22 protein-coding genes and 1 tRNA gene are annotated in these 25112 nt (G+C 49.5%); 21 read left to right on the forward strand and 2 right to left on the reverse strand.

From position 1 onward, the window contains the following. A partial coding sequence (locus LLG96_07755; protein ID MCE5250101.1) for a hypothetical protein occupies positions 1–971 on the reverse strand: 971 nt, incomplete at its 3' end. 534 nt (positions 972–1505) lie between these two features. On the opposite strand from LLG96_07755, the gene LLG96_07760 reads away from it, so the two are divergent. From LLG96_07760 to LLG96_07860, 21 genes are all read left to right on the forward strand, one after another. Then, on the forward strand, positions 1506–3896 hold the full coding sequence (locus LLG96_07760; GenBank protein ID MCE5250102.1) for a DNA translocase FtsK: 2391 nt from the start codon (positions 1506–1508) through the stop codon (positions 3894–3896). Continuing rightward, positions 3893–4567, forward strand: coding sequence for an outer membrane lipoprotein carrier protein LolA (locus LLG96_07765; protein MCE5250103.1), 675 nt, complete (start codon positions 3893–3895; stop codon positions 4565–4567). The genes LLG96_07760 and LLG96_07765 overlap by 4 nt, the downstream gene beginning before the upstream one ends. 159 nt (positions 4568–4726) lie before the next feature. Then, positions 4727–6394 (forward strand): S8 family serine peptidase, encoded by a 1668-nt coding sequence (locus tag LLG96_07770; GenBank protein ID MCE5250104.1) that lies wholly within the window; start codon positions 4727–4729, stop codon positions 6392–6394. Continuing rightward, a complete protein-coding gene (locus LLG96_07775) occupies positions 6391–6942 on the forward strand; it encodes an HIT domain-containing protein (GenBank protein ID MCE5250105.1) in 552 nt (183 codons plus the stop codon). Before LLG96_07770 ends, LLG96_07775 begins: the two co-directional genes overlap by 4 nt. Positions 6943–7256: 314 nt before the next feature. Beyond that, positions 7257–8105, forward strand: coding sequence for a peptidoglycan DD-metalloendopeptidase family protein (locus LLG96_07780; protein MCE5250106.1), 849 nt, complete (start codon positions 7257–7259; stop codon positions 8103–8105). 165 nt (positions 8106–8270) lie between these two features. After that, positions 8271–8675, forward strand: coding sequence for a polymer-forming cytoskeletal protein (locus LLG96_07785; protein MCE5250107.1), 405 nt, complete (start codon positions 8271–8273; stop codon positions 8673–8675). A gap of 25 nt (positions 8676–8700) precedes the next feature. Next, positions 8701–9114: an ATP synthase subunit I gene (locus LLG96_07790; GenBank protein MCE5250108.1), complete on the forward strand. Its 414-nt coding sequence runs from the start codon at positions 8701–8703 to the stop codon at positions 9112–9114. 4 nt (positions 9115–9118) lie between these two features. Next, positions 9119–9961, forward strand: a complete 843-nt coding sequence (gene atpB, locus LLG96_07795; GenBank protein ID MCE5250109.1) for a F0F1 ATP synthase subunit A — start codon at positions 9119–9121, stop codon at positions 9959–9961. A 14-nt stretch (positions 9962–9975) separates the two neighbouring features. Beyond that, positions 9976–10692, forward strand: coding sequence for an ATP synthase F0 subunit C (gene atpE, locus LLG96_07800; protein ID MCE5250110.1), 717 nt, complete (start codon positions 9976–9978; stop codon positions 10690–10692). Between the two features lie 157 nt (positions 10693–10849). Further along, complete coding sequence (gene atpE / locus LLG96_07805; protein ID MCE5250111.1) at positions 10850–11107, forward strand: ATP synthase F0 subunit C; 258 nt, start codon at positions 10850–10852, stop codon at positions 11105–11107. 216 nt (positions 11108–11323) lie between these two features. Further along, positions 11324–11803, forward strand: coding sequence for a F0F1 ATP synthase subunit B (gene atpF, locus LLG96_07810; protein MCE5250112.1), 480 nt, complete (start codon positions 11324–11326; stop codon positions 11801–11803). Positions 11804–11971: 168 nt separating this feature from the next. Next, positions 11972–12508, forward strand: a complete 537-nt coding sequence (gene atpH / locus LLG96_07815) for an ATP synthase F1 subunit delta (GenBank protein ID MCE5250113.1) — start codon at positions 11972–11974, stop codon at positions 12506–12508. Between the two features lie 118 nt (positions 12509–12626). Then, entirely contained in the window at positions 12627–14138 is a 1512-nt protein-coding gene (atpA, locus tag LLG96_07820) for a F0F1 ATP synthase subunit alpha (GenBank protein ID MCE5250114.1), read from the forward strand. Positions 14139–14149: 11 nt separating this feature from the next. After that, positions 14150–15013, forward strand: coding sequence for an ATP synthase F1 subunit gamma (atpG, locus tag LLG96_07825; GenBank protein MCE5250115.1), 864 nt, complete (start codon positions 14150–14152; stop codon positions 15011–15013). 80 nt (positions 15014–15093) lie between these two features. Beyond that, positions 15094–16245: a hypothetical protein gene (locus LLG96_07830; GenBank protein MCE5250116.1), complete on the forward strand. Its 1152-nt coding sequence runs from the start codon at positions 15094–15096 to the stop codon at positions 16243–16245. A gap of 213 nt (positions 16246–16458) precedes the next feature. Further along, entirely contained in the window at positions 16459–17739 is a 1281-nt protein-coding gene (locus LLG96_07835) for a DUF1015 domain-containing protein (GenBank protein ID MCE5250117.1), read from the forward strand. A 114-nt stretch (positions 17740–17853) separates the two neighbouring features. Next, positions 17854–19608 carry a DNA primase gene (gene dnaG, locus LLG96_07840; GenBank protein MCE5250118.1) on the forward strand — a complete coding sequence of 585 codons (1755 nt, stop codon included), beginning with the start codon at positions 17854–17856 and terminating at the stop codon, positions 19606–19608. Between the two features lie 134 nt (positions 19609–19742). Then, a tRNA-Asn gene (locus tag LLG96_07845) sits at positions 19743–19817 on the forward strand. A gap of 746 nt (positions 19818–20563) precedes the next feature. Continuing rightward, positions 20564–20908 carry a nuclear transport factor 2 family protein gene (locus LLG96_07850; protein ID MCE5250119.1) on the forward strand — a complete coding sequence of 115 codons (345 nt, stop codon included), beginning with the start codon at positions 20564–20566 and terminating at the stop codon, positions 20906–20908. A gap of 192 nt (positions 20909–21100) precedes the next feature. Beyond that, the gene (locus LLG96_07855) at positions 21101–22117 is read left to right on the forward strand and encodes a YfiM family protein (GenBank protein ID MCE5250120.1); all 1017 of its coding nucleotides are present in this window, start codon (positions 21101–21103) and stop codon (positions 22115–22117) included. A 528-nt stretch (positions 22118–22645) separates the two neighbouring features. Beyond that, positions 22646–23782 (forward strand): metallophosphoesterase, encoded by a 1137-nt coding sequence (locus LLG96_07860; GenBank protein MCE5250121.1) that lies wholly within the window; start codon positions 22646–22648, stop codon positions 23780–23782. Between the two features lie 132 nt (positions 23783–23914). Here LLG96_07860 and LLG96_07865 read toward each other — a convergent pair. Continuing rightward, a partial coding sequence (locus LLG96_07865; protein ID MCE5250122.1) for an ABC transporter permease subunit occupies positions 23915–25112 on the reverse strand: 1198 nt, incomplete at its 5' end.

The raw sequence follows: 25112 nt of genomic DNA on the forward strand, positions 1-25112 counted from the left end.
TTTAATGGAGCAGCCTTTGTACCGACGCTTGTCAGCATGTTTGCTGTTCCAAGCCATTTTATACCCTGAGCATCCTCATATATACTCCAAAAATATGAGTCATCTTTCAATTCGCTGTTGTACTTCGTATAGCTTTGCCATTGAGCACCATCGAAACTCCATAAACCGGTCGATGTTCCGCACCACAGTATGCCTTCCTTGTCCCGGACAATAGAAAGTACCATGCGGTCTTCCAATATGTCATAGAGTGAACAAGCGCTGAACACTTCCCAATTGCTGCCGGTGAATCGGGCGACACCCGCTCCGGTACCGAACCAGATTACACCATCATCATCGATATAAATCGCGGTAACAAGATTGCTCGGTAACCCGGAATTTTCTTTGGTGTATGTTTTCCAGCCTGAAACGTTATATTTTGACACACCCAGACCGGTTCCTACCCATATTGCATCGCCCTGCAATTTTAACGAGTAAATGTAATCATCCGCAAGGCCGTTTTCTTTTGTTTGCTTCATAAACGTTTTTCCGTCATAGCAGACCAGCCCGCCGCTAAACGTACCGAACCACTTTCTGTTCTGGTCATCCACCGTGATCGCTGTAACATGATTCGCTGCCAGTCCGCTGTTTTCTGTTGTGTATGTATTCCACTTCACGCCGTCGAAGCTCGACACGCCTCTCGGTGTTCCAACCCAGAGGACGCCATCCTTATCGAAAGCCAGTTCCCGCGCCTCGTTGTTGACCAGCCCGTCCTTTTCGCCATACACGGTCCAACTCTCGCCGTCATACCGCGCCACACCGCCGCCGTCGGTTCCGAACCACAGCGCGCCGTTCGCATCCTCGGCAATCGCCCGTACTTCGTTGGCCGGGAGACCGTCCGCCGTGGTAAACTGTTTCCAGTTTACGTCTCCGGCTGCCGCTGCGGCGTACAGGCATACTGCAATAATAAATGCACAGAATAAACGTTTTTTCATGATTTTATCCCCATTTTTGATGGTTTTTACATATTTGACGGAACTTTTCCGCCATAAACCTCATTTTTAACGGGAATACATGATATATTAGTACAGGTAATAGGCGCATATTATCTATAATAATGATAATAAAGCCCTTGTATTACTATTATTACGAACAATATTAATATTAGTACTAATATATGGGTGGATAATGAAATAAAATGTGATGCAGATCATAAAATTTGAAAAATAAGTAAAATATTGCTGATATTATTTTCTCGGGATAGTCTATACAAATTACTCATATTTGCGTGTATTTAAATATGATTACAAAAAATATTAATCAGCGAAAATCCGTGTTCTGTTAATAGTTTTGAGTAGCGCGGGCTCTGTTTCCCTTCATTTTTAGTTTCCGCAGTTTTTATCTTGACAATCAAGTTTAAAAAAATCCACCCCGATAGAACTTTGACTTTGATATACACGGAACATATAATATATTTATCAGTTAGCGACAAAAACCGATGCTTCACCTTTATCCGTACCTGATGCGCAATGGCAAAAAAAGAAACGAAATCCTCCTCATCGATAAAAAGCCGCAAACGAGAGATTACGGGCATTTTCCTCATCGCCGTCTCGCTGTTCGTTCTTGTGGCGCTCGTGACCCATTACCCCGGTGACTGGCCGAATTCATCGCGTCAGTTTGGCGAGCCGTACAAGAATCTGGGCGGCTGGCTCGGCGCGTTCGTATCGAACTGGATACTCGCCCTGCTCGGGTATACCGGTTATGCGCTCCTCGCCCTCGTGATTATCACCGGCGTGGTCGTGTTTATGCACAAAAGCCTCTCGATTCTGGTTAAACCCGCCATATTTCTCGTTGTGCTCGGGGTTTTCCTGCCGCTCCTGGCGGGACTCATCGCCGACATCGGCTCCGGGAATACGCTCGCTGTGCCGAGTTTTACGTTCGGCGGGATAGCGGGCGGCCTTTTTGCGGGATTCCTGACAACCTATATGGGCAAGGTCGGCGCCTTTATCCTGTCGATCACCGCCGTGCTCGTAACCATCGTGCTCACAACGAGCATCAAGCTTTCCACATGCACCGAGTGGGTCATCGACCGTCTGAAACCGCTGGTGGCCTCGATACGAGGGTCTCTGACCGGATCCGAAAAAGACAAAAAGAAACCGGAGAAGAAACCTCCTGCAATTGATGAGGAAAGCCCCGAAGAGACCGGAGAGGAGCATGAAAGCCCCTTCCTGACACCTGTGGATGAACCATCGGAGGAAACCGGCCTGCCCGAACGTGAGCCGACCATCGTCGATTACAACTCGAAGATCACTGCCGCCGAAGAAGAACCTGCGGATGATGACGAGGAAGAGGATGCTGAAGCGAATGCCGATGATGATGAGGAAGAGGAATACGGGGAAGGATACGAATTCGACCGTGACAGTGTCACCTATGCGGATTATGAGCTTCCCGGTCCGGAGCTTCTCGATGAGCCGGTCAACAATGCCCTCGCCGAAACCCGCGAGGAGATGCTCGAAAAAGCGCGTGGTATCATCGATAGTCTCCGCCATTTCAATATCGAGGCGGAAGTCCGCCAGATAACACCGGGTCCTATTGTCACACGGTATGAGCTGACACTCGCTCCGGGGATAAAGGTGAATAAAGTCGTGGGATTGTCCGATGATCTGGCGATGACCCTCAAGGCAAAGGACGGAATCCGTATTCTCGCTCCCATTCCTGGGAAAGCCGCTATCGGTATCGAGGTTCCCAACACGAGCCGGTCGATCGTGTATATCAGGGAAATCGCCGAATCGGAAGCCTTTGCCCGGGCAAAGGGACAGCTTGTCTGCGCCATCGGGAAAAGCACCTCCGGCGATCCCGTCGTCGCCGACCTCGAAAAAATGCCGCACCTGCTCATTGCAGGCTCGACCGGCGCGGGGAAAAGCGTTTGCATCAACACGCTCATTGCGAGCATCCTCATGAAAGCGGCACCGGACATGGTGCGCATGATCATGATCGATCCCAAGGTGGTGGAACTCAGTATCTATAACTCCATTCCTCACCTCCTGACACCGGTTATCACCGATCCGAAGCGGGCGGCGGATTCGCTCAGATGGGCAGTGAGGGAAATGGAAAACAGGTACCGTCGTCTTGCCTCGATGGGAGTTCGGGACATCAGCCAGTATAATGCCAAGGTTGAAGCGCTTGCCGGGAAATCTCCTGAGAACGGGGATGAGGAAATTCCCGAACCGCTCCCGCTCATCGTCATACTGATCGACGAGTATGCCGACCTCATGGTTGTCGCCTCGAACGAGATCGAGGAATCCATCGCGCGGATTGCCCAGATGGCCCGTGCGGTCGGAATGCATCTCGTCATCGCCACTCAGCGGCCTTCCGCCGATGTCATCACCGGACTCATCAAGGCTAATTTCCCTTCGCGAATTGCGTTCAAGGTGATGCAGGCGTCCAATTCACGCATCATCCTCGACCAGAGCGGGGCCGACAAGCTTCTCGGGCTCGGGGATATGCTGTTCCTCCAGGCCGGGAGACCCGAACCGATCCGCATTCACGGCGCATATATTTCCAACGAGGAAAGCGAGCGCCTCGTAGATTTTGTCGCCTCGCAGTCGAAAGAGGGGCCCGTCGAAGTCAACGAAGACATGTTCCGCGGCGATGAAGAGGAGTCTGAAAACGCTCTCGGACTCCGTGACCCCAACGAGCGCGACGATCTGTTTTATGAGGCTGCACGGCTTGTTGTGCGTCACCAGCAGGGTTCGGTCAGCCTGCTCCAGCGGCGGCTCAAGGTGGGATATGCACGGGCGGCGCGGCTTATCGACCAGCTCGAGCTTGCGGGGATCGTTTCGCCGTATGACGGCTCGAAAGCGCGTGAAGTGCTCGTCGATACTGACTATATCGATCAACTGGAGGCGGGAAATCTGTGAAAATAAGAATCAGGCGGAGATTGCTCGCCGTTGCGACCATTATTGGGGTCGGTGCGGTTTTTTCCCTTCCGGTGCATGGGGCTGACAAAAAAGCCCGGGAGATCATCGGGAATGTCCGGAAAACAGTTGAAAATCTTACGACGCTGTCCTGCTCGTTCGACCAGGAGTATGTATGGAAGGAAACCGGCAGGGCGCGAACGATTTCGGGGACTCTCAGAGTAAAAGAGCCGAACAGGCTCAGGGTCGAATATGCGGCCCAGGCCATCGTGGTTGACGGTAAACAGGTCTGGTGGTATATTGCGAAGAACAATCAGGTGACTATCCAGAATTTCGAGGAAGGCGATGACATGTTTCCTACGCCGTATGGTATTTTCAGAAAATACATCGCCGGTGAGAATGCGTCCGGGAAAGCGGCCCTGGAAGGAACGGAATCCGTGGGAGGCAGGCCGTGCTTGAGGATTCATCTCGGTTCCAACCCGGAAACTCAAGCGGATATAACCGTCTGGATAGACAATGAATTCAAATTTCCACTGAAATCGGTGGAGAAGCTGTCGAACGGTGATGTCATGACCTACGTCCTGAAGGAGCTGAAACTCAACGTTCCGATCGCTGACTCGGTCTTTACCTATGAAATTCCCGACGGGGTCGATGTTGTCGATATGCGGCAGTGAAAACTTAAGAAACTGTAAATCATGACTGTTAGGGCTGGCCGTTGGGGTTGCCCCCTGTGTCTGCCCATTAGGATTGCCTGTTGGGGCAGGCTCCTGTGCCTGCCCTTAAAGACTGCTTGTATAAAATAAAATATCCGGAAAAGTTAATTCCGAGGTGCAATGAGAAGAATCGCACTGTTTATTTTCATGGTTTTGTTTGCGCATGAGATTCATGCCGATACCGCGCCGTGGTGGGTATTTTTTACCGATCGCGGAAACATCGATGCGGAACGGGTCATTGCCGCAAAGATCGTATCGCCCGCCGAGCCGAAGAACCTCTGCAGGAGGGCACGGCTCTTTGGAAAAAACCGTATGTATGATGAAACCGATGTGCCGGTCAATCCGGATTATATCGCCGCGGTGACGGAACATGCCGAACGCTTGCGGACGGTTTCGCGGTATTTCAACGGTGTGACTGTCGATCTTGATGATAAGGGCATCGCGGCGGTAAAAAAGCTTCCGTTCGTCAAGGCTGTGGAGCCTGTCGCGCGGTTCGGAAAACCTCTCGAACCCGCTGCTGCTCCGATTCGTTTGGAAAAACCGCAGGTTTTCGATTACGGGAATTCCTATGAACAGCTTGTTATGGTCGGCATTCCTTCCCTTCATAATCTCGGGTATCTGGGGAATGGCATCCGGGTCGCAATCCTTGACAGCGGGTTTGAAAACCTTCAGCATACTGCATTCGACAGCCTGACCGTGACGAACCGCTGGGATTTTGTCGATGGCGACGGCGACATTGGCGGCGACGATCACGGGACCGAGGTGCTGTCGGTCATGGCGGGACTCGACCACGGTTCGATTATCGGTGCGGCGCCCTATGCCTCATACATGCTGGCCCGGACCGAAAACCGTAAAACAGAGCTCCGCATCGAGGAGGATTACTGGATTGCCGGAGTCGAATGGGCAGACAGCCTCGGTGTGGATGTTATAAATTCATCCCTCGGATATTCAGAATTCGATGATTTCAAGTATTCCCCTCAGGATATGGACGGGAAAACTGCGCGGACAACGATTGCCGCTGATATCGCGGTTGAACATGGAATCGTTGTCGTAACTTCCGCCGGTAATGAAGGCGATGCGCCGTGGTATTATATTACGAGCCCTGCGGACGGTTTCGGGGTCATTGCGGTCGGTTCGGTCAACCGTGATGGTGTCGTTTCGAGCTTCAGCTCACGCGGTCCGACAGTCGACGGAAGAGTCAAGCCTGATTTCGTTGCGCTTGGAGAACAGGTCTGGGTTGTACAGTCATCGGGGTCTGTTTCTTATCATTATACAAGCGGGACCTCGTATGCCGCGCCGTCGGTAAGCGGTGCGGTTGCGCTCCTGCTGGAGATAAACCCGTTCTGGACTCCTCCGGTGGTGGTCGATTCCCTCAGGGCATCCGCAAAGGCGGCCGGCCCCGATTCCCTCTATGGGTACGGCAGAATCGATGCATACGCCGCATCGGGGCTCAAAGGTCAAGAGCCGGTAGTTTCGGCATTCAGGGTATATGACCCGTTTCCCCAGCCTCTTGTATTCTCCTCGATCGACAACCGGATATTCTTCCCTATGGATGTGCCGGAAAGCGGTAATATGCTTTCCATAAAAATTTATACTTTTTCAGGTGAAAACATTAAAACAATCGAGGAACCTGTCGAAAAGGCCGGAAGCCTGCGAACGAGAGATGAGGCGCCATTCTGGGACGGCACGAACTTTACGGGCGAAAAGGTGGCGTCGGGTGTGTATTATTACACGGTGCGGCTTGCAGGTTACAGCGGACACACGGGAAAGATAGCGGTGATACGATGAACGAGGAACAAAACCACGGATTCGAAAAGCTCTGGGCCCCCTGGCGGATGAAATATATCGATAACATGGACACGGGCACCGCACCAGGGTGCATTTTCTGCACCAAACCGGGAGAGGACAACGACGAAAAGAATTTTATCCTGCATCGCGCCGGAACCTGTTTTGTCATCATGAACATTTATCCTTATAACAACGGCCATGTCATGGTGGTTCCTTATCGTCACACATCGTCATTCAGGGACCTCGACGCGGAAACCAGGCTCGAGATCATGGATTTGATCGATCTTATCATCGAGGCTATCAGCTCTGTCATGAGGCCCGATGGCTTCAATGTGGGAATAAATCTGGGGCGCACCGCCGGTGCGGGAATCCAGGATCATATCCACGTCCATATCGTTCCCCGGTGGAATGGTGACACCAATTTCATGCCTGTAATCGGGTGTGCGAAGGTGATAAGCGAAAGCCTCGAAGATACCTATGCAAAGCTGAAAAAGGCGCTGAGTGACACAGGAGCAAAGGGACAGAGTGACAGAGTGGCAAAGGGATGAGAAATTATCCTCATGATATCACCGTGATTATTCGAAAAATATCTCTCAGCCGTAAAGTTGCTGAGGTGCAAAAGTACAAATTCACAAAGACTTACAACATATTATTAATACAGTTATACACAATTATCTGTAATCATAAAAAAAGATTTACAAAATAAAATCTGTGTAAATCCGCCTGATCCGCGAAAATCCGCGTTCTATCAAATCTTGTGAATAAATCGGGTTAAAAAAGCGGAAAGAACAAAACTGTTTGACTTGATTAAAAAAAAAATCTATCTTGATAACCTTGACGTTCACCGGGATTTGGAGTAGATATGGCAAGTGAAAGAAAAAAGTGGATTTCGATAATGATCGTCCCGGAGGATGGCGCAGGTGTAAGAAAGTGGCGGATCACAAACAAGCGGTTTACCTTTTTCAAATCGCTTTTTATCGTGATGTGTGTGTTTCTTCTGATCGGATTTGCCTCGCTGGCCGGTCTCGGACTCATGTACGTGAAGCTCAAGGAATACAAGCAGTATAACGCGCAGCTCCTCGAGGCAACATCCAAGCTCAATGTCATTGCGGCATCTCTGGAGCGGTACGAGGAAAAAGAACGGAAGCTTCGATCGATTATAGGCAGTGATTTTCAACTCCCTGTAGCAATGAATGCCAATGATATGATTCCCGACGCAAAAGCGTCTACCGCCACTGCCGAAGTGGGAAAAGACGAGTTCGATCAGCTCCTCAAAAGTGAGGAGGCGAAAATGCGTTGTCGTCCCACCATATGGCCGATCGATCCGTGGGAGATTTCAAAAGAATTTGTCAGTACGGGAAATTTGAGAATGGATCATCTCGGCATCGATATTCTTGCATCGAGAGAATCAAACGTATTTGCTACTGCCGATGGCGAGGTGGCGTTTGCGGGAGTCGATGAAATCCTGGGTTTGTGTATTGTTATCAATCATGGCGAGAACGGCTGGATTACCAAATACGGACATAACGAACTGCTGCTCGTGAAAGAGGGTGAGTCTGTCAGAAAAGGGCAGGCTATTGCAATTTTTGGAGGCTCGGATAGTTCGGGCACCGGTCCGCACCTCCATTATGGCATGTTTTATAAGGGGAAGCCGGTAAATCCGCTCGATTATCTTCCCGAGATACCGAGGTTGAAAAAAACGCAGAGTTGAATTGATTGAGAAGCTTCGAATTGTAATGAAATGTTCAGAAAAGCATTGTGTGCCGGTTTTTGAGTCGTGGGGGGAGGGGAAGGTTTGATGATTGAGTGGAATCTGGCTCAATGTCCCGAGGTACATGCTTGCAGATTGCGCCGTTTGATTAATTTTGGGGGGAGCATGGCGAAACAGAATGAATCCGAAGGTGTAATGAATACCATCGTTGGAAAGGGTACCAGAATCGAGGGACAGATGGATGTCGCTCAGAGCATCAGGATTGATGGTACATTCAAAGGATCGATTACCGCCGCCGATACACTTATTGTCGGTTCTTCCGGAGATCTTTCCGATGTATCGGTCAAGGTTAAAAATGCCATCATCGGCGGAAAAATAAAAGGGAATATCATCGCGTCTAATAAAATTACCCTTGAAAGCACCTCTAACCTCGAGGGTGATCTAACCGCCAAGCTTCTCGTGATCGAAGAAGGCGCGTTGTTTTCCGGGAACTGCAGAAGTGGTGATAAAACTGACCCCCATACTTCAACATTTGCTCTGAAGCCTGCAAACATTCTCGATAAGCATTAAAACATGAAATCGGAATGCGGAGAAAATGAATCATCAGACATCCGGAGAAAATGAACAGGTCAGGGTTTTTGTCAGAACAACACAGAAAACGGCGCTTTTAGCCGGAACTGTCATCGGAGCGATTCTTTCATTTTTCTGGTCTGGTCCCATCGGTTATGGTTTTTTATCGGGAGTCGGGGTGAGTGTTATCAATTTTCAGCTCATGGCTGTCGATGCTTACCATGTTACCGGGAAAACACCCGATGCATCACGGAAATACATTATCGGACGGTTTATTATCCGTTTCGCTATAATGTTCGGATTTATCAGCCTTATTGTTACTCGTACTGATTTCAATGTATTTGCCGCGTTTGCGGGACTGTTTTTTGTTCAAGTGATTCTTATCGGAGGGCGGTTGGCACATATGGCTCGCCTTGCGGTTAAAACTTCCAAAGGTTAACTGAATGACGGGTAAAAAATTACTGATTCTGGCCGGTATCTTTTTCGCAGCGGAAATACTTGTTCTCATCGTTTTTGGCGGAATAGGCCAGAATGCCGAAAAAGAAGGGGTGGAACTCTTCAGAGTCGGCCCTGTGACGTTCTACAGGCATGAAATGGGGCTCGAAAATTTCCAGGAAGTCCCCCGCTGGAATCTCGACAGTACTCCCGAAGGCGAAACCACCTTCTGGGCGCTCAATAAAAAAACCACCGTCATGATTATCATCATCGATATTTTCATCGTTCTTATGGCTTACCTTGCGACCCGGACAATCCGACATGTGCCCGGGAGAATCCAGAATATTTTTGAAATCATCGTGGAACTCTTTTCGGGGCTGATTATACAGACGCTCGGCGAGAACGGAAAACGTCACGTTCCCATGCTCGGCTCGCTGTTCCTTTTCATATGGCTCAGCAATATCATCGGGTCGATACCGCTCACTGCCGAACCGACCCGTGACCTCAATGTTCCCATCGCCCATATGCTTGTCGTGCTTTTCGTCGTTCACTTCGAGGCGATTCGTGTCAAAGGATTAAAGGCCTACCTGAAGAGTTATAACGAGCCGTTTTTTGTGATGCTGCCTCTCAATGTCATCGGCGAGATTGCAAAGGGAGTATCCCTTGCATTCCGTCTGTTCGGCAACATTCTCGGCGGCGCGATTATCGTGACGGTTATCTCGTATCTTATCAAGTTCACCATGCTGCCGGTCGGGCTGAACCTGTTTTTCGGAATTTTTGTCGGCACGATTCAGGCGTTTGTTTTCACCATGCTGAGCATGACCTATATAGCTGTAGCTATTGCTGATTGAAAGGTAATTGTACCATGGATTGGATTCTTGTGGCAAAATGCGTCGGTGCCAGTCTGGCGGTAGGTATCGCAGCGTTCGGGAGCGCTTTTGGCGAGGGATATATCGCGATGAAAGCCTCCGAAGCGATCGCCCGTCAGCCCAGGGCATCGAGCGAGATAGTCCGAACCATGCTCATTACCCAGGCTGTGAGTGAGACTGCCGGAATCTTCGGCCTTCTTATATCGATCATACTGATTTTTGTCGCGCCGAGCAGGGGAGGCATAACCCAGGCGGTTAGTCTTTTCGCGGCGGGATTATGCATGGGCGTTGGTGCTATCGGCGCCGGTGTCGGCTCCGGGCAGGCGGGAGGAGCTGCCTGCGAATCCATCGGACGATATCCCCGGCTTTCCGCCAATATTCTTCTTACCACGCTTGTCGGCCAGGCCATTGTTCAGACGGGGTGCATTTTTGCGCTTGTTGTTTCCATGCTTCTCAGCATAACCGTACCCTCGGTGGATACTGTCGCAGCGATGGGTGCCATGCTCGGGGCGGGATGCGCGATGGGATTCGGCGCTATCGGAGCGGGGATCAGCACCGGTTTCACCGCAAAAAACGCAATATGGGGCATGTCCAGAAAATCGAGTATCGGCGGTGTTCTCACGAGGACCATGCTGCTCGGTCAGGCGGTTGCCCATGCTGGGGCTATCTATTCACTGATCATTGCATTTTTACTCATATTCGGCAATAAATGAACTGTCAGTAAAAAACACAGTCTTGAGAATACGGGCTGTCGCTGTCAGGTGGCGGCAAGAAATGCAGGTGTATATGCCCTTGACAGCGGCAAAACAATATTTTGTCACCGGGCGGGTGGAAAAGATACTTTTCACCTCCCACTGAAAGGAGTATCATATGGCAATTGAAGGTGTTCACCTGGTTGATATGGCCCGATATCTCGGGGCAGGTCTGTGCATGGGCATGGGAGCTCTCGGACCCGGACTCGGCGAAGGTTTCGCAGCCGGAAAAGCGTGCGAGGGTATTGCCCGTGCTCCCGAGCAGGCGGCGCTTCTGACGAGAACGATGCTCGTCGGTCAGGCGGTTTCGGAATCGACCGGTATTTATTCGCTGGTGATTTCGCTTCTGCTCATCTTTGTTGTGGGCGGACAGTGACAGTAAATTCTGTTTTGACAGGATTTACAAGATTTCCAAGATGTTATCTGAATTTGTTCTTTACATGATTATTATAGACTGTAATCCGGTCTGAAATATGGTGTTAGCCGAATAATCACTTTAGGTTACAGTGATTCGGCGATGTGATTACAGTCCCTCGGAGATACCGGAAACGGTATTTCCGGAGGGAGTTTCGGGAAACCGGAGAGAGACCCCATGATCAGTATTAACGCGACACTGATTTTAACGATTCTCAACTTTGTTCTGCTCATTGTTGTGCTCAGGACCATTCTGTTCAAGCCCATGGTGAAATTCCTTGATGAGCGGGCGAAAAAGATCGATGAATCACTCAGGCAGGCGGAAGAGAATGCCCAGCGGGCAGAAGAAATGATTGTCGAGCATGACCGGAAGATCGCCGAAGCCCGCGCCAAATCTTCCGAAATTATCGATGCCGCCATGTCTCAGGCTTCAAAGGAAAGCCGTGCTGTCATCGCCGAAGCCCGTGACAAGGCGCAGGCAACCATCGATTCCGCCCGTGAAGAGATAGTGATCGAGGCAGAACGGATCAAGCAGGAGCTTCGCAGTGAGGTGGCCTCAATGACAGTACAGCTTGCGGGCAAGGTGCTTGAACGTGAAATCAGCGAGAAAGACCACCGGGACCTGATCAACAAGAGCCTCGATATTATGGGATCGTGACGGTTGAGTGACCGGCTTCACCGGCAGTGGTAAGCCGGAATGTACATTGACGGACTCCGAGCGGATCGGGAAGTTTGATTTATATGGTTCGCTGCCCCGGCGGGATATAAAGGCATATGAATCCTGCGGGTATGAATCCATGTCCTGATACACACCTGTGAGGGTGAGATGATACAAAACAGGCAGATCGCAAAACGGTATGCAAAGGCTTTTCTCCATGAAAAACTCGATAAAAACGCATTCGATGCGATGACCGAAGAGTTAAAGGTTTTCGTGGATTTTCTCAAATCGGACGAGACTGCCCGGGAGTTTTTTACCAGTCCGCTTATCCCGAAGGAGTCCAAGCTTGGCATTATCAGGGAAATGGGCGCTAAACTGGGATTTAATGGATATACGGTCTCTCTTCTCGATATGCTGATCAGGAAAAACCGTATAAAGCTCCTCGAAACAATATATGAAGAACTCAGGGAAATTTCGGATCACGTTCATAACCGTATTCGCGTCGCGGTGACAACCGCATTTGAACCGTCAGTCGGTGAGCTCGATGATATGGCGAAAAAGATCAGCAGCTTTTTCGGCCGTAAAGCCCTCGTGGAGCGTCAGGTCGATCCCTCGATTATCGGAGGATTCACTCTCGAGGGAGACGGAAAATTTATCGATATAAGCGTAATTGGCCAGATCAGGAAGGCGCTGTCTAATGTGTGAATCCCCCGGAGGGATACTGTAAAATTCACATTCGGAAAACCATAGACCAAGAACCATAAACTATAAACTATAGACCAAGAACCATAAACCATAAACTATCTGAAAAAAGGTTCCTATAATGAATATTCGCCCTGAAGAAATCAGTTCCGTTATTCAGCAGGAAATCAGCGAATTCAAGATGGAACTCGAGGTCGAGGAAGTCGGCAGGGTCATCAGTACCGGTGATGGAGTCGCCCGGGTTTACGGCCTGAAAAACTGCTTATATTCGGAGCTTGTTGAGTTTTCCAACGGTGTATTCGGAATGGCGCTCAATCTCGAGGAAGAAAACGTCGGTTGTATCCTTTTCGGTTCAGATACCCTGGTTCATGAGGGTGACAGGGTTTCCCGGACAGGACGTGTGATGTCGGTGCCGGTCGGAGAGAGCATGCTGGGCCGGGTGGTCAATCCCCTCGGACAGCCCATCGACGGCAAGGGAGAGATCAAGACCGAGATTACAAAGCCTATCGACATCAAGGCTCCCGGGGTGGTTCAGCGCCATCCTGTCAAGGAACCGCTCCAGACCGGTCTCAAGTCGATCGACTCGATGGTTCCCATTGGCCGCGGCCAGCGCGAGCTCATCATCGGCGACCGTCAGACCGGTAAGACCGCTATTGCGATAGATACCATCATCAATCAGAAAGACACCGATGTTTACTGCATCTATGTCGCTATCGGGCAGAAAATGTCCACGGTTGCCAAGGTCGTGTCCTCTCTCGAGGAGGCCGGTGCGATGGATTACTCAATCGTCGTTGTGGCGAGCGCTTCCGATCCTGCGCCGCTCCAGTATATAGCTCCTTTCACCGGCGCCACAATCGGTGAATTTTTCCGTGACAACGGCAAACATGCGCTCATCGTGTATGACGACCTCTCGAAACACGCGGTAAGCTGGCGTCAGGTAGCGCTCATCCTGCGGCGTCCCCCCGGGCGAGAGGCGTATCCGGGCGATGTGTTCTATCTCCATTCGAGGCTTCTCGAACGCGCAGCGAAACTTAACGACGACCTCGGAGGCGGTTCGCTGACCGCGCTCCCGATAATCGAGACCCAGGCAGGCGATATTTCCGCTTATATTCCGACGAACGTTATTTCGATTACGGACGGCCAGATATTCCTCGAATCGAACCTGTTCTATTCGGGATTCCGGCCTGCGATCAATGCGGGGCTTTCGGTCTCCCGTGTCGGTGGGAACGCACAGATCAAGGCAATGAAGCAGGTCGCCGGTCAGCTTCGCCTCGACCTTGCGCAGTACAGGGAACTCGAAGCGTTCGCCAAGTTCGGTTCCGATCTTGACAAGACGACCCTCGCCCAGCTGCGGCGCGGCCAGACCATGATGGAACTGCTCAAGCAGGACCAGTTCGCGCCTATGCCTGTCGAGATGCAGGTTGCCGTTCTCTTTCTCGGAGTCCGGGGACACCTCGATGATATCCCCATAGGGCAGGTTCGGCGGTTTGAAGCCGAGTTCGTCAAGTTCATGAATTCAGAGGGTAAGGATGTACTTGAAGCGATCAGAAAAGAAAAAGAAATGTCCGTTCAGGCCGTGGAGCTTCTCACCAGGCGTATTGAAGAGTTCAAGGCCACATTCGTGGTGAAATGACGGGGTGATTCATGGCGACAATCAGGGAGATAAAACGTCGCATAACGGCTGTTAAATCCACCCAGAAAATTACGCGGGCGATGCAGATGGTTGCCGCGGCAAAACTGCGCCGTGCCCAGGAAAATATTCTGAAGGCGAGACCGTTTGCCCGGATGCTCGATAATACCATCGCGCAGGTGGCAATGCGGGCGAAGCGCGATATCCACCCGCTGCTTGCCGAACGCCATGAGGACCGGAAGCGTCTTCTTGTAGTCGTTACCGCCGATTCGGGGCTGTGCGGCGGATTCAATGCCAATACCATCAAAGCCGCCCGGACCTATATCGAGGAACACCAGGGCAGTGAGACAACCCTGTTCTGTATCGGGAGAAAAGGGAGGGACATTTTCAGGCGGATGGGAGCGCCGATTGTCGGCCAGAAAGTGATGTTTTTCAACCACCTCAAATATGCCGATTCCATCGAAGCCATAGCCCGGATCAAGGAGCTTTTTCTCAACGATCGGTATGACAGGGTTGATGTCATTTATAATGAATTCAAGAGCGCAATCAGCCAGATTCTCACCCAAAAGCAGCTCTTGCCTCTTGTTCCCGCCGCGCCGGAAGAAAGTGTCACCGCTGTCGATTATATTTATGAACCTGATGAATACGCGGTCTTTGACACCCTCATCCCCTATCATCTCGAAATTCAGCTCTGGCGGATTCTTCTTGAATCTCATGCAGCCGAGATGGGAGCAAAAATGACTGCCATGGATGCGGCCACCGAAAACGCCAATGACCTCCTGAAAGCCCTTACCATCAGCTACAACCGCGCCCGTCAGGCTGTGATCACCAAGGAGCTTTCCGAGATCGTCGGAGGCGCCGAAGGATTGAAGGTTTGATCGAACCCATTCAGTAAAAGCTCTGCCGCACCGGTCTGTATATGTGTGCGGCGTTTTTTTTCCGTTCACAGAGGTATACAATGGCTGCTGACTTATTTTCCCGGAGGAGCTTCATCAGCGCAGGCGCTGTCAGCGGTGTCGGTGCGGGCTTCACAACCGGGGCGTTTGCCAGGCCTGAAACGAAATCCCGGACCGGTCTCCTGAAAGTCGGCATTATCCTCGGCGGCGGCAACCATGCCCAGAACATGTGGGCGCGCCTCATCAATGCCGTTCCCGCCACGAACAATATCCCATATACACCGCGGCGAACGGGAATGGTGATAACCCATGTCTGGTCGGTTATTCCCTCATGGGCTGAGGAATTTGCCCGGACTTTCGGCGTTGAAAAGGTCGTCGGGCGTTTCGACGACATGGTCGGGAAGGTTGACGGTCTCCTTATCGATGCTTTTTTCGGGACGCCGTATAATCACCATCTGGCCAAGCCCTACATCGAGTCCCGGACGCCGGTATTCCTGAACCGTCCCTTTTCCGATTCCATCCGGAAAGCTGAACAGATCGTCGATTGGGCACATAAATACAACACCCCGATCATGACCGGCAGTTCGTTCGAGTTTCTCGAATCCACCATGAATGTCAGGAACCGTTACCCGTATGAGGCGGTTTCCGAGTACGATGCCTATAACGCGACATCCGATTTTTATTCCCACGGTGTTCATGGCCTCCTGTTCGCTTATGCCTGCGCCGGAGGAAACATGGAGGCGGTCGGCCACCGAACGGAGAGCTGGATCAAAGGCGGCGGGATGACCTCTGTGGTGTATAAAGACCGTGGCAAAGGGCCGTTTATCGGGAAAATCCATGACTTCAGCATCGAGCAGTACCTGTGCGCCATCAAATTCAGGGATTCGGAACAATATTATGGTTTCGGGCCTGCGGACTGGGATCAGTTCATGTGGATTCACCTGCTCCAGACAATTCAGGTCATGTTTGAAACCGGCTCAATGCCCGACACTCATGACCGTATCGTGGAAAAAACCGCGATGTTTGTCGCCGCTTTCCGCTCGATTCTCCGTGAGAAGGGTAATCTGGTCGGTATCGATGACCTTGACGAGGACTGGGCGATTGGTCCTCCCTGGGGTCACTCCGGTAATCCGTCCCAGGAGGAGCAGGACGGTTATATCAGGCTTTTCGGCGAAGAAAAAGGGGAACTCCGGCCCGACAGAACGATGGGATAACCGGCGGGAGATATTCCGGTTGAAAAAAGAAAGAAAAACCAACTATTTACAATGATCGCGTATTCTTTCCGAAATGCCGCGAATCATGGTATCCATGTCTCCCTGACACGATAAGACTTTTATCGGCAATTGTTTTATTGTATATTGTCATTAAACGAGATATTGAGTACAACAATAAATAATATACCATATATTCGGGAGGTTCACCGTACTATGCCGACACTGAGACCATTCAGGGCTTTACGATATAATCAGGACGTAGCGGGTACAATATCCGGGCTTGTCGCTCCGCCGTATGACATTATTTACGACGAATGGCGTGATCGTTTGTATCAGCGCAGTCCCTACAACATTATCAGGCTTATCAAAAACAGGGATGAACCCGGCGATAACGAGACAACGAATAAATACACGAGAGCAAACGATTATATACGGTCATGGATGCAGAAAGACGTGCTCAGGCTCGACAATACCCCCTCTCTCTACATCAGGTCCGAAACATTCGATCTGGACGGCGAGGTTAAAACACGGTATGGTTTTATCGCTCTCATGAAAATCGAGGAGTTCGGTACTCATATCCATCCCCACGAGCGTACCCTTTCGGGGCCGAAAATCGACCGGATGAATCTCGTTAAAGCGACCCGGACCAATCTGAGCCAGATTTTTTCGATTTTTAAAGATCCGGATTCATCGATTCAGAACATGATTCTCAAAAGAACCGGTGAGACCAGCCCGGATATCGATTTCACCGATGAACAGGATATTGTCAGAAAAATGTGGATTGTCGACGACCCTGATTTTATCTCAGGTATTATCGGGGCCATGAAAGGCCGGGATATAATAATCGCCGATGGTCATCACCGGTATGAGACCGCGCTCGCGTATAGGAAACTCATGGAGGGAGAACGGACTCGCGAAGACGAGCCGTTCGATTATGTATCGATGTATTTTTCAAGCGCCGATGATCCGGGTATGACCATTCTGCCGACACACCGGAAAATACAGGGGCTTGCCTCCTTCGATGAGGGTACCTTTTTCGGGATGCTTGAGGACAGCTATGCTGTCGAATGTATTGATCGTGTTCCCGAGGCAAACGGTCTTCTGCGGCATATGCGCGAAGGTTCCGATACAACCACCGTCTTCGGATTGTATACACGCGACGGGTACAGAATCGCGCGCCTCAGGAATCCTGCCGTTCCCAAGGAACCCGATGTGGAGATTCTGCACAACGATATCATCGAACGCAGGCTCGGTATCTCCCGTGAGGATATTGCAGCGGGCAGATATCTCCATTTCTGTAAAAGCGCCGAGCATGCCATCGAGGATGTTGCCGCAGGCCGCGACCAGATGGCTATTCTCATGAACGCGCTCAGGACTGAAGAGCTGTTTCGTAAAATTCTGAACGGTGAACGTATGCCCCAGAAGTCCACCTATTTCTATCCGAAGACCCTCTCCGGTCTGGTGATGTATAAAATTGACAGAACATCGTTGTAACTTGTTACCTGTGATCGGAACGATTCCAGCCTGTCGATTTATTGTATAAAGGATTAAACGGGAAAGCATGGGAACCGTTTTGATTCCCGGCTTTCCTCATTCCGGAGTTTTCCCGTGTTTGATGACTTTACGGCATTCAAGGAAGAGGTCAAAAACCGTATTGACATCGTGGATGTAGTCGGTGAATTTGTCGAGCTTAAACGAAAAGGGTCAACATGGCTCGGCCTCTGTCCCTTCCACAACGAGAAAACGCCATCGTTTAACGTAAACAGGGAAGGGCAGTTCTATCACTGTTTCGGCTGCGGCAAGGGCGGTGATGTCATAAGCTTTCTCATGGACATCACGGGGATGAGCTTCATGGAGGCGATGGAGCAGCTCTCCGAGCGGACAGGACTCCCCATGCCTGAGCGCCGCGCCCCGGACCCAGCCCGCAGGGACGAAACCGACCGGATCACATCTGCCAATACAGCCGCCGCCGAATATTTTCACCGCACCCTCTATTCCGACCAGGGAAAAGCCGGTATGGATTATCTTGCCGGACGGGGCCTTAGTCCGGAGATCATACGGGCGTTCCGTCTCGGATATGCGCCTTCCGATTCAGCAGGACTCCTTGCTTTCGCCCGTAGTAAATCGGTTGTTCCCGATTCGCTCGATGCCGCGGGAATCGTCATGAAAAGTACGTATGGACGGTCACCCTACAGCCGGTTCGGAGGCCGGGTGATCTTTCCGATCATCGATCAGACCGCCCGGATTATCGGGTTCGGTGCGCGGCTCATCGAGGGCGAGGGAGCAAAGTATATCAATTCCCCCGAAACCGCAGTCTATCACAAAAGCCGTGTCCTCTATGGTATCTATCAGGCTAAAGCCTCGATCAAACGCGAGAGAACAGCGCTGGTTGTAGAGGGGTACATGGATGTCATCTCTCTCCACCAGGCTGGAATTACCAATGTCATCGCCGCTTCGGGAACGGCGTTCACCATCGATCAGGGACGTATTCTGTCCCGTATGGCGCGGAAGGTGACACTGCTTTTCGATGGCGACAGCGCGGGCGTATCGGCGGCTGCACGGGGCGCCGACAACCTTCTCGCTACCGATCTGAGTATCGGCGTTGTCGTACTTCCCGAAAGCCATGATCCCGATTCGTTTGTCCGTGACCGTGGGGCGGACGAGCTCCGGAAGCTCCTCGAACAGCCGGTTGATTTATGGGAGTTCAAACTCCATTCGCTCAAAGAAGAAACGCTCGATGTCAACGGGAAGACGAAGCTTGCGGGAGAGGTTGCGGACTCGATTTCCCTCATCGAGAACGAAATGAAACGTGAGATATTCATCAACGACATGTCGCTGAAACTTAAAATTGATATCGATTCCATGCGCAAGGCGGTAAACGGCCGCATAAAGAGGCGTGCAGTCAAGCGGGATACCGAAACCCTTTCAAGTTTTTCAGGCAACGCTACCCAGATCGATCTTATCGCAAGCATTATCCAGTTTCCCGGACTCGCCCGTCATTTCATGGAAGAAGCCGGATCAAGGCCATTCACGGACAGTACGATAAAAGCCGTGATGGACGAGCTCTTTCATCGTACCGTCGAAGGACTCGACACATCACCGTCCGCCCTTCTGAGCGCGCTCGAAGACAGGAGAGCGCAGGAGCTGATAGCTTCGGCCTCGGTTCTTCCCGTCGAAGAGAAAAGGGCATCCATGATAATCGAGGACAATCTCAAACGTTTCAGGGAACGTGAAATAAGGGGTGAACTTGCCGAAATCCGCCAGCTTATTTCGCAGGAGACCGACAAGGCAAAGAAAACGGAGCTTTTCAGGCATGAACAGGATTTAAAAGAGCGCCTTTCCGCTTTACTTCGACATGGGTGACGCACCCGGGACATGAAGGAGGATCATCGTATCGGGAAACGGGAAAATGTACGGTTAAAGGCAATTGATACGAAATATTATGTTGACTTCACGAAGTCATTTTTTTAAATTATAGGTCTTATTAACTGCTGGGTTCCGGTGTAACTCAATGGCAGAGTGAGCGGCTGTTAACCGCTAAGTTGTAGGTTCGAGTCCTACCACCGGAGCCATATTTGTAACACATTGTTTATAATAGAGTTGTAATATTTCACTTTTGACACTGACGAACCATTATTCTTGATGGTTCTTTTTTTGTTTTTATAACTTTACCTCAGAGTTATATCCTGAAAAACACCTGTATTGCCTTCGTTAGGTTACCTTGAGAAAGAAAACATACCAGAGACAGCTATGCACCCGCGTTAGGTGAACCCCGAATACTGACTCTTTATCAGGTTCGGTTACCGGGAAACAGATTAAGATAACTATCTCTTGTTTTAACCCCAAGGCTCTATGTTAACCTGCAAAACACCGAAATCGTTCTATCCGAAATAATATATAGGCAAACAACCTATCTTATACACCCTCAGCTATCTGAAACATGAAATAAAATGGACTTGATAATAATTGAACATTATGTTATGAACATCTTGAAATCAATTCATTTCTACTTAGAATTTGTAAATGAAACAGATACAATGGCGCATATAAACGTTAGGCGAGCACCACTGGATGGATAATCATGAATGAGCTTGATTTATGTGCAATAAAGTATCGTTTTCAAAATTCAATTGTATCACCGCGAAGTAACAGTTATTATGCCAGATATATGCAGTTGGGTTTTCACGATACGGTCATGTCAATTTCGATTTTGATTGATTAATGTTTTCGTTTGGTAAAACCTGTTATTCCCAGCATTAGGTGGTGAAAAAAACAATAAAGAATAACAGTATGAATCTTCATGAAGAAAACATAAAAAATTGTTCAGCACCTATATTCTGCGTTTACCAAACGAGATATTAATACAATTGTTGGATTGCTCAGTCCTGATGTTGAATGGGGAGAGCCAGCAAATCCATTCAATCCGGCAGCAGGCATCCGGCATGGGCATCAAGGTTTCCTGGAATGGTTGAACATTGGACGGCAAACCGAAGACATCCTGGTGTTGGAGCCAAGAAAGATGCCGGCAGATCATGATTCAGCTGCCGTTGTAGGATACATGAAGTGTCTTGTGATATCAACAGGTAAAACCTATGAATCGGACTTTGTCCATATGGTCACAATTAAAAGCCGGCATGGTAACAAAATTTCAAAAGTTCTTTGATACATATATCGCTGGTGAAGCATTCAGACAATATATAAAGTATCGGTGCCTAACAACTGACCTATCCCAATTCATTGTACCGCTTAGAAAGATAGTCATCCCGCTGTTATTGTGAGGTGAAGTAGAGCGGAACCGATAACAACAGCAGCCAAAAACTTGGTGCCATGATTAACTTTCATAGTAGACCTGATAATGGAGCAGGTCAGAATTTGGCGAGAAATATTGAAAATGGAAATACATCATATTTGTATTAATACAAAACAGACTAATGGCACAAATAATATCGAAATGTTGAAACGAATTATTCAGATAATGTTAATCTTCTTCAGCATTTTCCCTTTGGCTGCAGATACCCAGGAAAGTAAATCAATACCTGATTCAAGCAAGGTAAAAAAGCGGACATTGTATAAAGCTATAGCTTATGAGGGGGCTTACTACGTTACTGCATTGTTTATCCTTCAAAAAACATGGTATAAAGACCGGGAAATAGTACCATTCCATTTTTATAATGACAATAAAGGATATTTACAGGTTGATAAATTTGGACACACTTATGGATCATATTTGGAAAGCTATATAGCTTACAAGAGTTTACTTAATTCAGGATTAACAAAAAACAAAGCTCTCATTTATGGTGGTACTCTTGGTTTTATTCTTCAGACACCTATAGAAATTATGGATGGTATACATGAGGGATGGGGCTTTTCATGGGGAGATATGGCAGCAAATGCCATAGGCTCGGGTCTTGTGATCGGGCAGGAATTATTATTTAACGAGCAAACCATGAAATATAAGTTTAGCTATTGGGAATCATACTATTCCGCCAAAGCTAATGGTTTTTTAGGAACAACAACATTGGATCGCCTTTTAGAGGATTATAATGGTCATACATACTGGCTTTCAATACCTGTAAACAGATTCGTCTTTAAAAAACAATTGCCACCGTGGTTAAATATTGCAGTTGGCTATGGTGCTAATGGTATGTATGGTGAATATTCGAACATTTCAAATTATAATGGAGTTGAAATCCCAAACACAACACGTTACCGTCAATACCTTTTATCCCTTGATATTGATTGGACAAAAATAGAAACCAAATCCAAGTTCATGAAAACTGTTTTGCAGGGAATGACTTTTATAAAATTGCCATTCCCATCTCTTGAATACAATTCTAAGGGACAATTCAAAGTGTATTGGCTGTATTATTGAAAATATGAAGCAATTAACTATAAAATGTTAAAATAAAGAGAATTATTAAATATGATAACAAAACGGGATATTCTCCAAAAAAACTGGTGGAAATAATCACTTATATCGGATGGATTGAGAAAAATTTCTCAATCCATCCCTATATTGGAATTTGTTGAGCTGTTGTCTGTCAAGCCCAGGCAAGTCAGCCTTTGGCTGAGGCTTGACAGACAAAATAGAGTCTCTGAATAACGTAAGTTATATTTCTATATTTCTTATGAATAGTTGACAATATACTTCGGATGCATCAACTCGTATATTAATAAGTTACGCAGACTAAATTGAAATTCTCACCAGCTAAATTGGAGAAGAACCTATCTTCTTAATTAAATCAATCTGTTAGCTTTATGAATTTTCTCCGGAAATACTCCGTTTTTTTATTATTGCTTTAATTTGAATGGCTCTAATTGTCCGTTGTAAGTAAACTGAATAAAATACTTTTTTAATCGCTCGACTCGCGTAATGCAGTGTCATGCGCAGGGAGTGTATGTGTTCGGAATCATTCTTACATCCATTATCACATTGATGCACGTTTACGTCTTCTGGCGGGCATCCACCATGCCGTTTCTGAAACGGCATGTTCACCGGAAATACAACATCGCGGCAGGCGTGGGCCTCTGGGCGGTTTTTTACCTGGGCCGTGTTTTCGGCCACGGCGGCACGGGCACCCTCGCAGTGATACTGGAGTTGCTCGGCATGGACTGGATGGCCGTGTTATTCCTGATATTCGTTTCCCTTCTTTCGATGGATATCATCACCGGGTTCGGTTTTCTCCTGCCCCGGCTGGCGCCATCACTGCGGGGTCTGGCCCTTATTGCGGGAGGAATTCTTTCTGTTATCGCGATTGTTCAGGGCATGAGGCCGCCGGTGGTACAAAAATATGAAGTATATCTTTCCGGACTTCCCGATGAGATGAACGGTATGGTAATCATTGCCATGTCAGACCTGCATCTCGGCTCACTGATCGGCAAACGATGGCTGGAGGCCCGGGTCGACCAGGTTCGGGAGCAGCATCCGGACCTCGTGCTCCTGCTGGGGGATATTATTGAAGGGCATGGCGGATCACAGAGGGAACTCCTTCCGGTTTTCAACAGCATTTCCGCGCCTCTGGGCGTCTGGGCGGTTTCCGGCAACCACGATTTCCATGGTCGTAACAATGCAGGCATATCGCTGTTCAGGGATGCAGGTTTTAGAGAGCTCCGCAACTCATGGGCTGAGCTCCGGCCCGGTTTCATTCTGGCAGGAGTGGAGAATCTCACCGCCAGACAGTATCCCGGCTATGGCAGAGACCCCGTTTCGCAGGCGCTCGCAGAACGGCCTCCGGGCTTAACTATTTTTCTCTCCCATAAACCCTGGCAGACCGACAGAGCGGCGAACCTCGGTGTCGGCCTGATGCTCTGCGGCCATACTCATGGAGGGCAGATCTGGCCGTTCGGCTATCTGGTCCGTCGGGAATACCCGCTGCTTGAGGGACGGTATGACGTGGACGGCATGACGGTCATTGTCTGTCGTGGTACGGGAACATGGGGACCGCGCATGCGCCTCTGGCGTCCCGGCGAGATTCTCCGCGTGACATTGCGGGAGAAAGGAAAACGGGACATAACAGGAGAAAACGGGCGGCGGTAACTGACAAAGGGCATAACCCTGTCATTTTGAAACCCTCCCCGGGCAATTCCCGGAACCATCTGCAAATCTGAATAACTCATTGTTTATAATTCAATTATCACTGTCATTAGACCCCTTTTTTATCTTTGTGCATTACCGCACATCGTACCGTAAAAATGAAACGAACGCCCCGGTGAAAAAGACGATGATCATGAGCGCCATCACCGCAAAATCGGGGATCGCGAGCATAAGCGACTCCCGCAGGCTCATCGGCTTGAATTCGTGCGGAGGCATGTCGCTGATATCCGGCTTTACCTGCTGGGAGGGATTGCTGAAATTGATATTCTGCATCATCTTCGCGTTCGCCCACTTGGTGAAAACCGGTTTGTAGGTCTTGATGGAATTCAGGAACCGCTCGTGCTCCTGGATACCGGTCTTGCCCATGCTCATGGCGCCGAATGTCATCGCCGATGCCGGAGAAATCCGTGACAGCACCATCGCGAGCATCTGCTGACGGTGGCGCTTGGACTGGTACTCACGTTCGAGATCGGAATTTTTTGTGTCGATTCTGGCGGTTGCGTTCTGCTGAAAATCCTCGATGTACTTTCTGAACTTTTCCTGCCACTCCTTGACATCCTCCTGTGCACCCTTCGGGTTATTCTTTATCCATTCCTGAACCTCTTTTTGTGCCGAACCCTGAATTTCCTGTAGAAATGCATCTTTTTGAGCGGTCACTTCGTGCGCCGAGGGAATCGGATTGATGAGACCCGCCGCAATGACAGCAGTCTTCGGAATGACGAATATGAATGTCACCCATGCGAACAGGAGAATGAAGAGGCTGCTCGAAGACCTTCCTGTCAGCGCCGAAACCATGAGTCCGAGGGTAAAAAAGACAGAAAGGTAAAGAATGAACAGCAGGAAAATAAAGCCCATCCGTATCCAGTCCTGGCCGGTAAATGCGAGATCGGGATACACGAGCAGTATGATGAGGCCGATCACAAACGGTATCACGAGGGGAACCATCAGGCTGATAAATCCGCCGATGGTCTTGCCGAGAATGAGACGGTCTCGGGGCACGCGATTCGACAGGCTCAGCTTGAGCGTTCCGCGTTCACGTTCCCCCACGATGGCGTCATACGTGAAAAGAATCGCCAGGAGGCTCAGCACGATTCTCACAATCAGGGTCAGGTCGAGCTCGCCGAAAATAGCCAGCACCGGGTTACTGTCGTACTTGGAATCGACGAGGCTCGGGTCGTAGGCTATGTTGACTGTCGCCTGACGGCCCACTGCTTCCTGCACCCCCGTTATGACTGTGCTTAACACCTGGGGTGATTTGGTTATCTTTGTTCCG

The organism is bacterium (assembly GCA_021372535.1).
Classification (GTDB): Bacteria; Latescibacterota; Latescibacteria; order Latescibacterales; family Latescibacteraceae; genus JAFGMP01.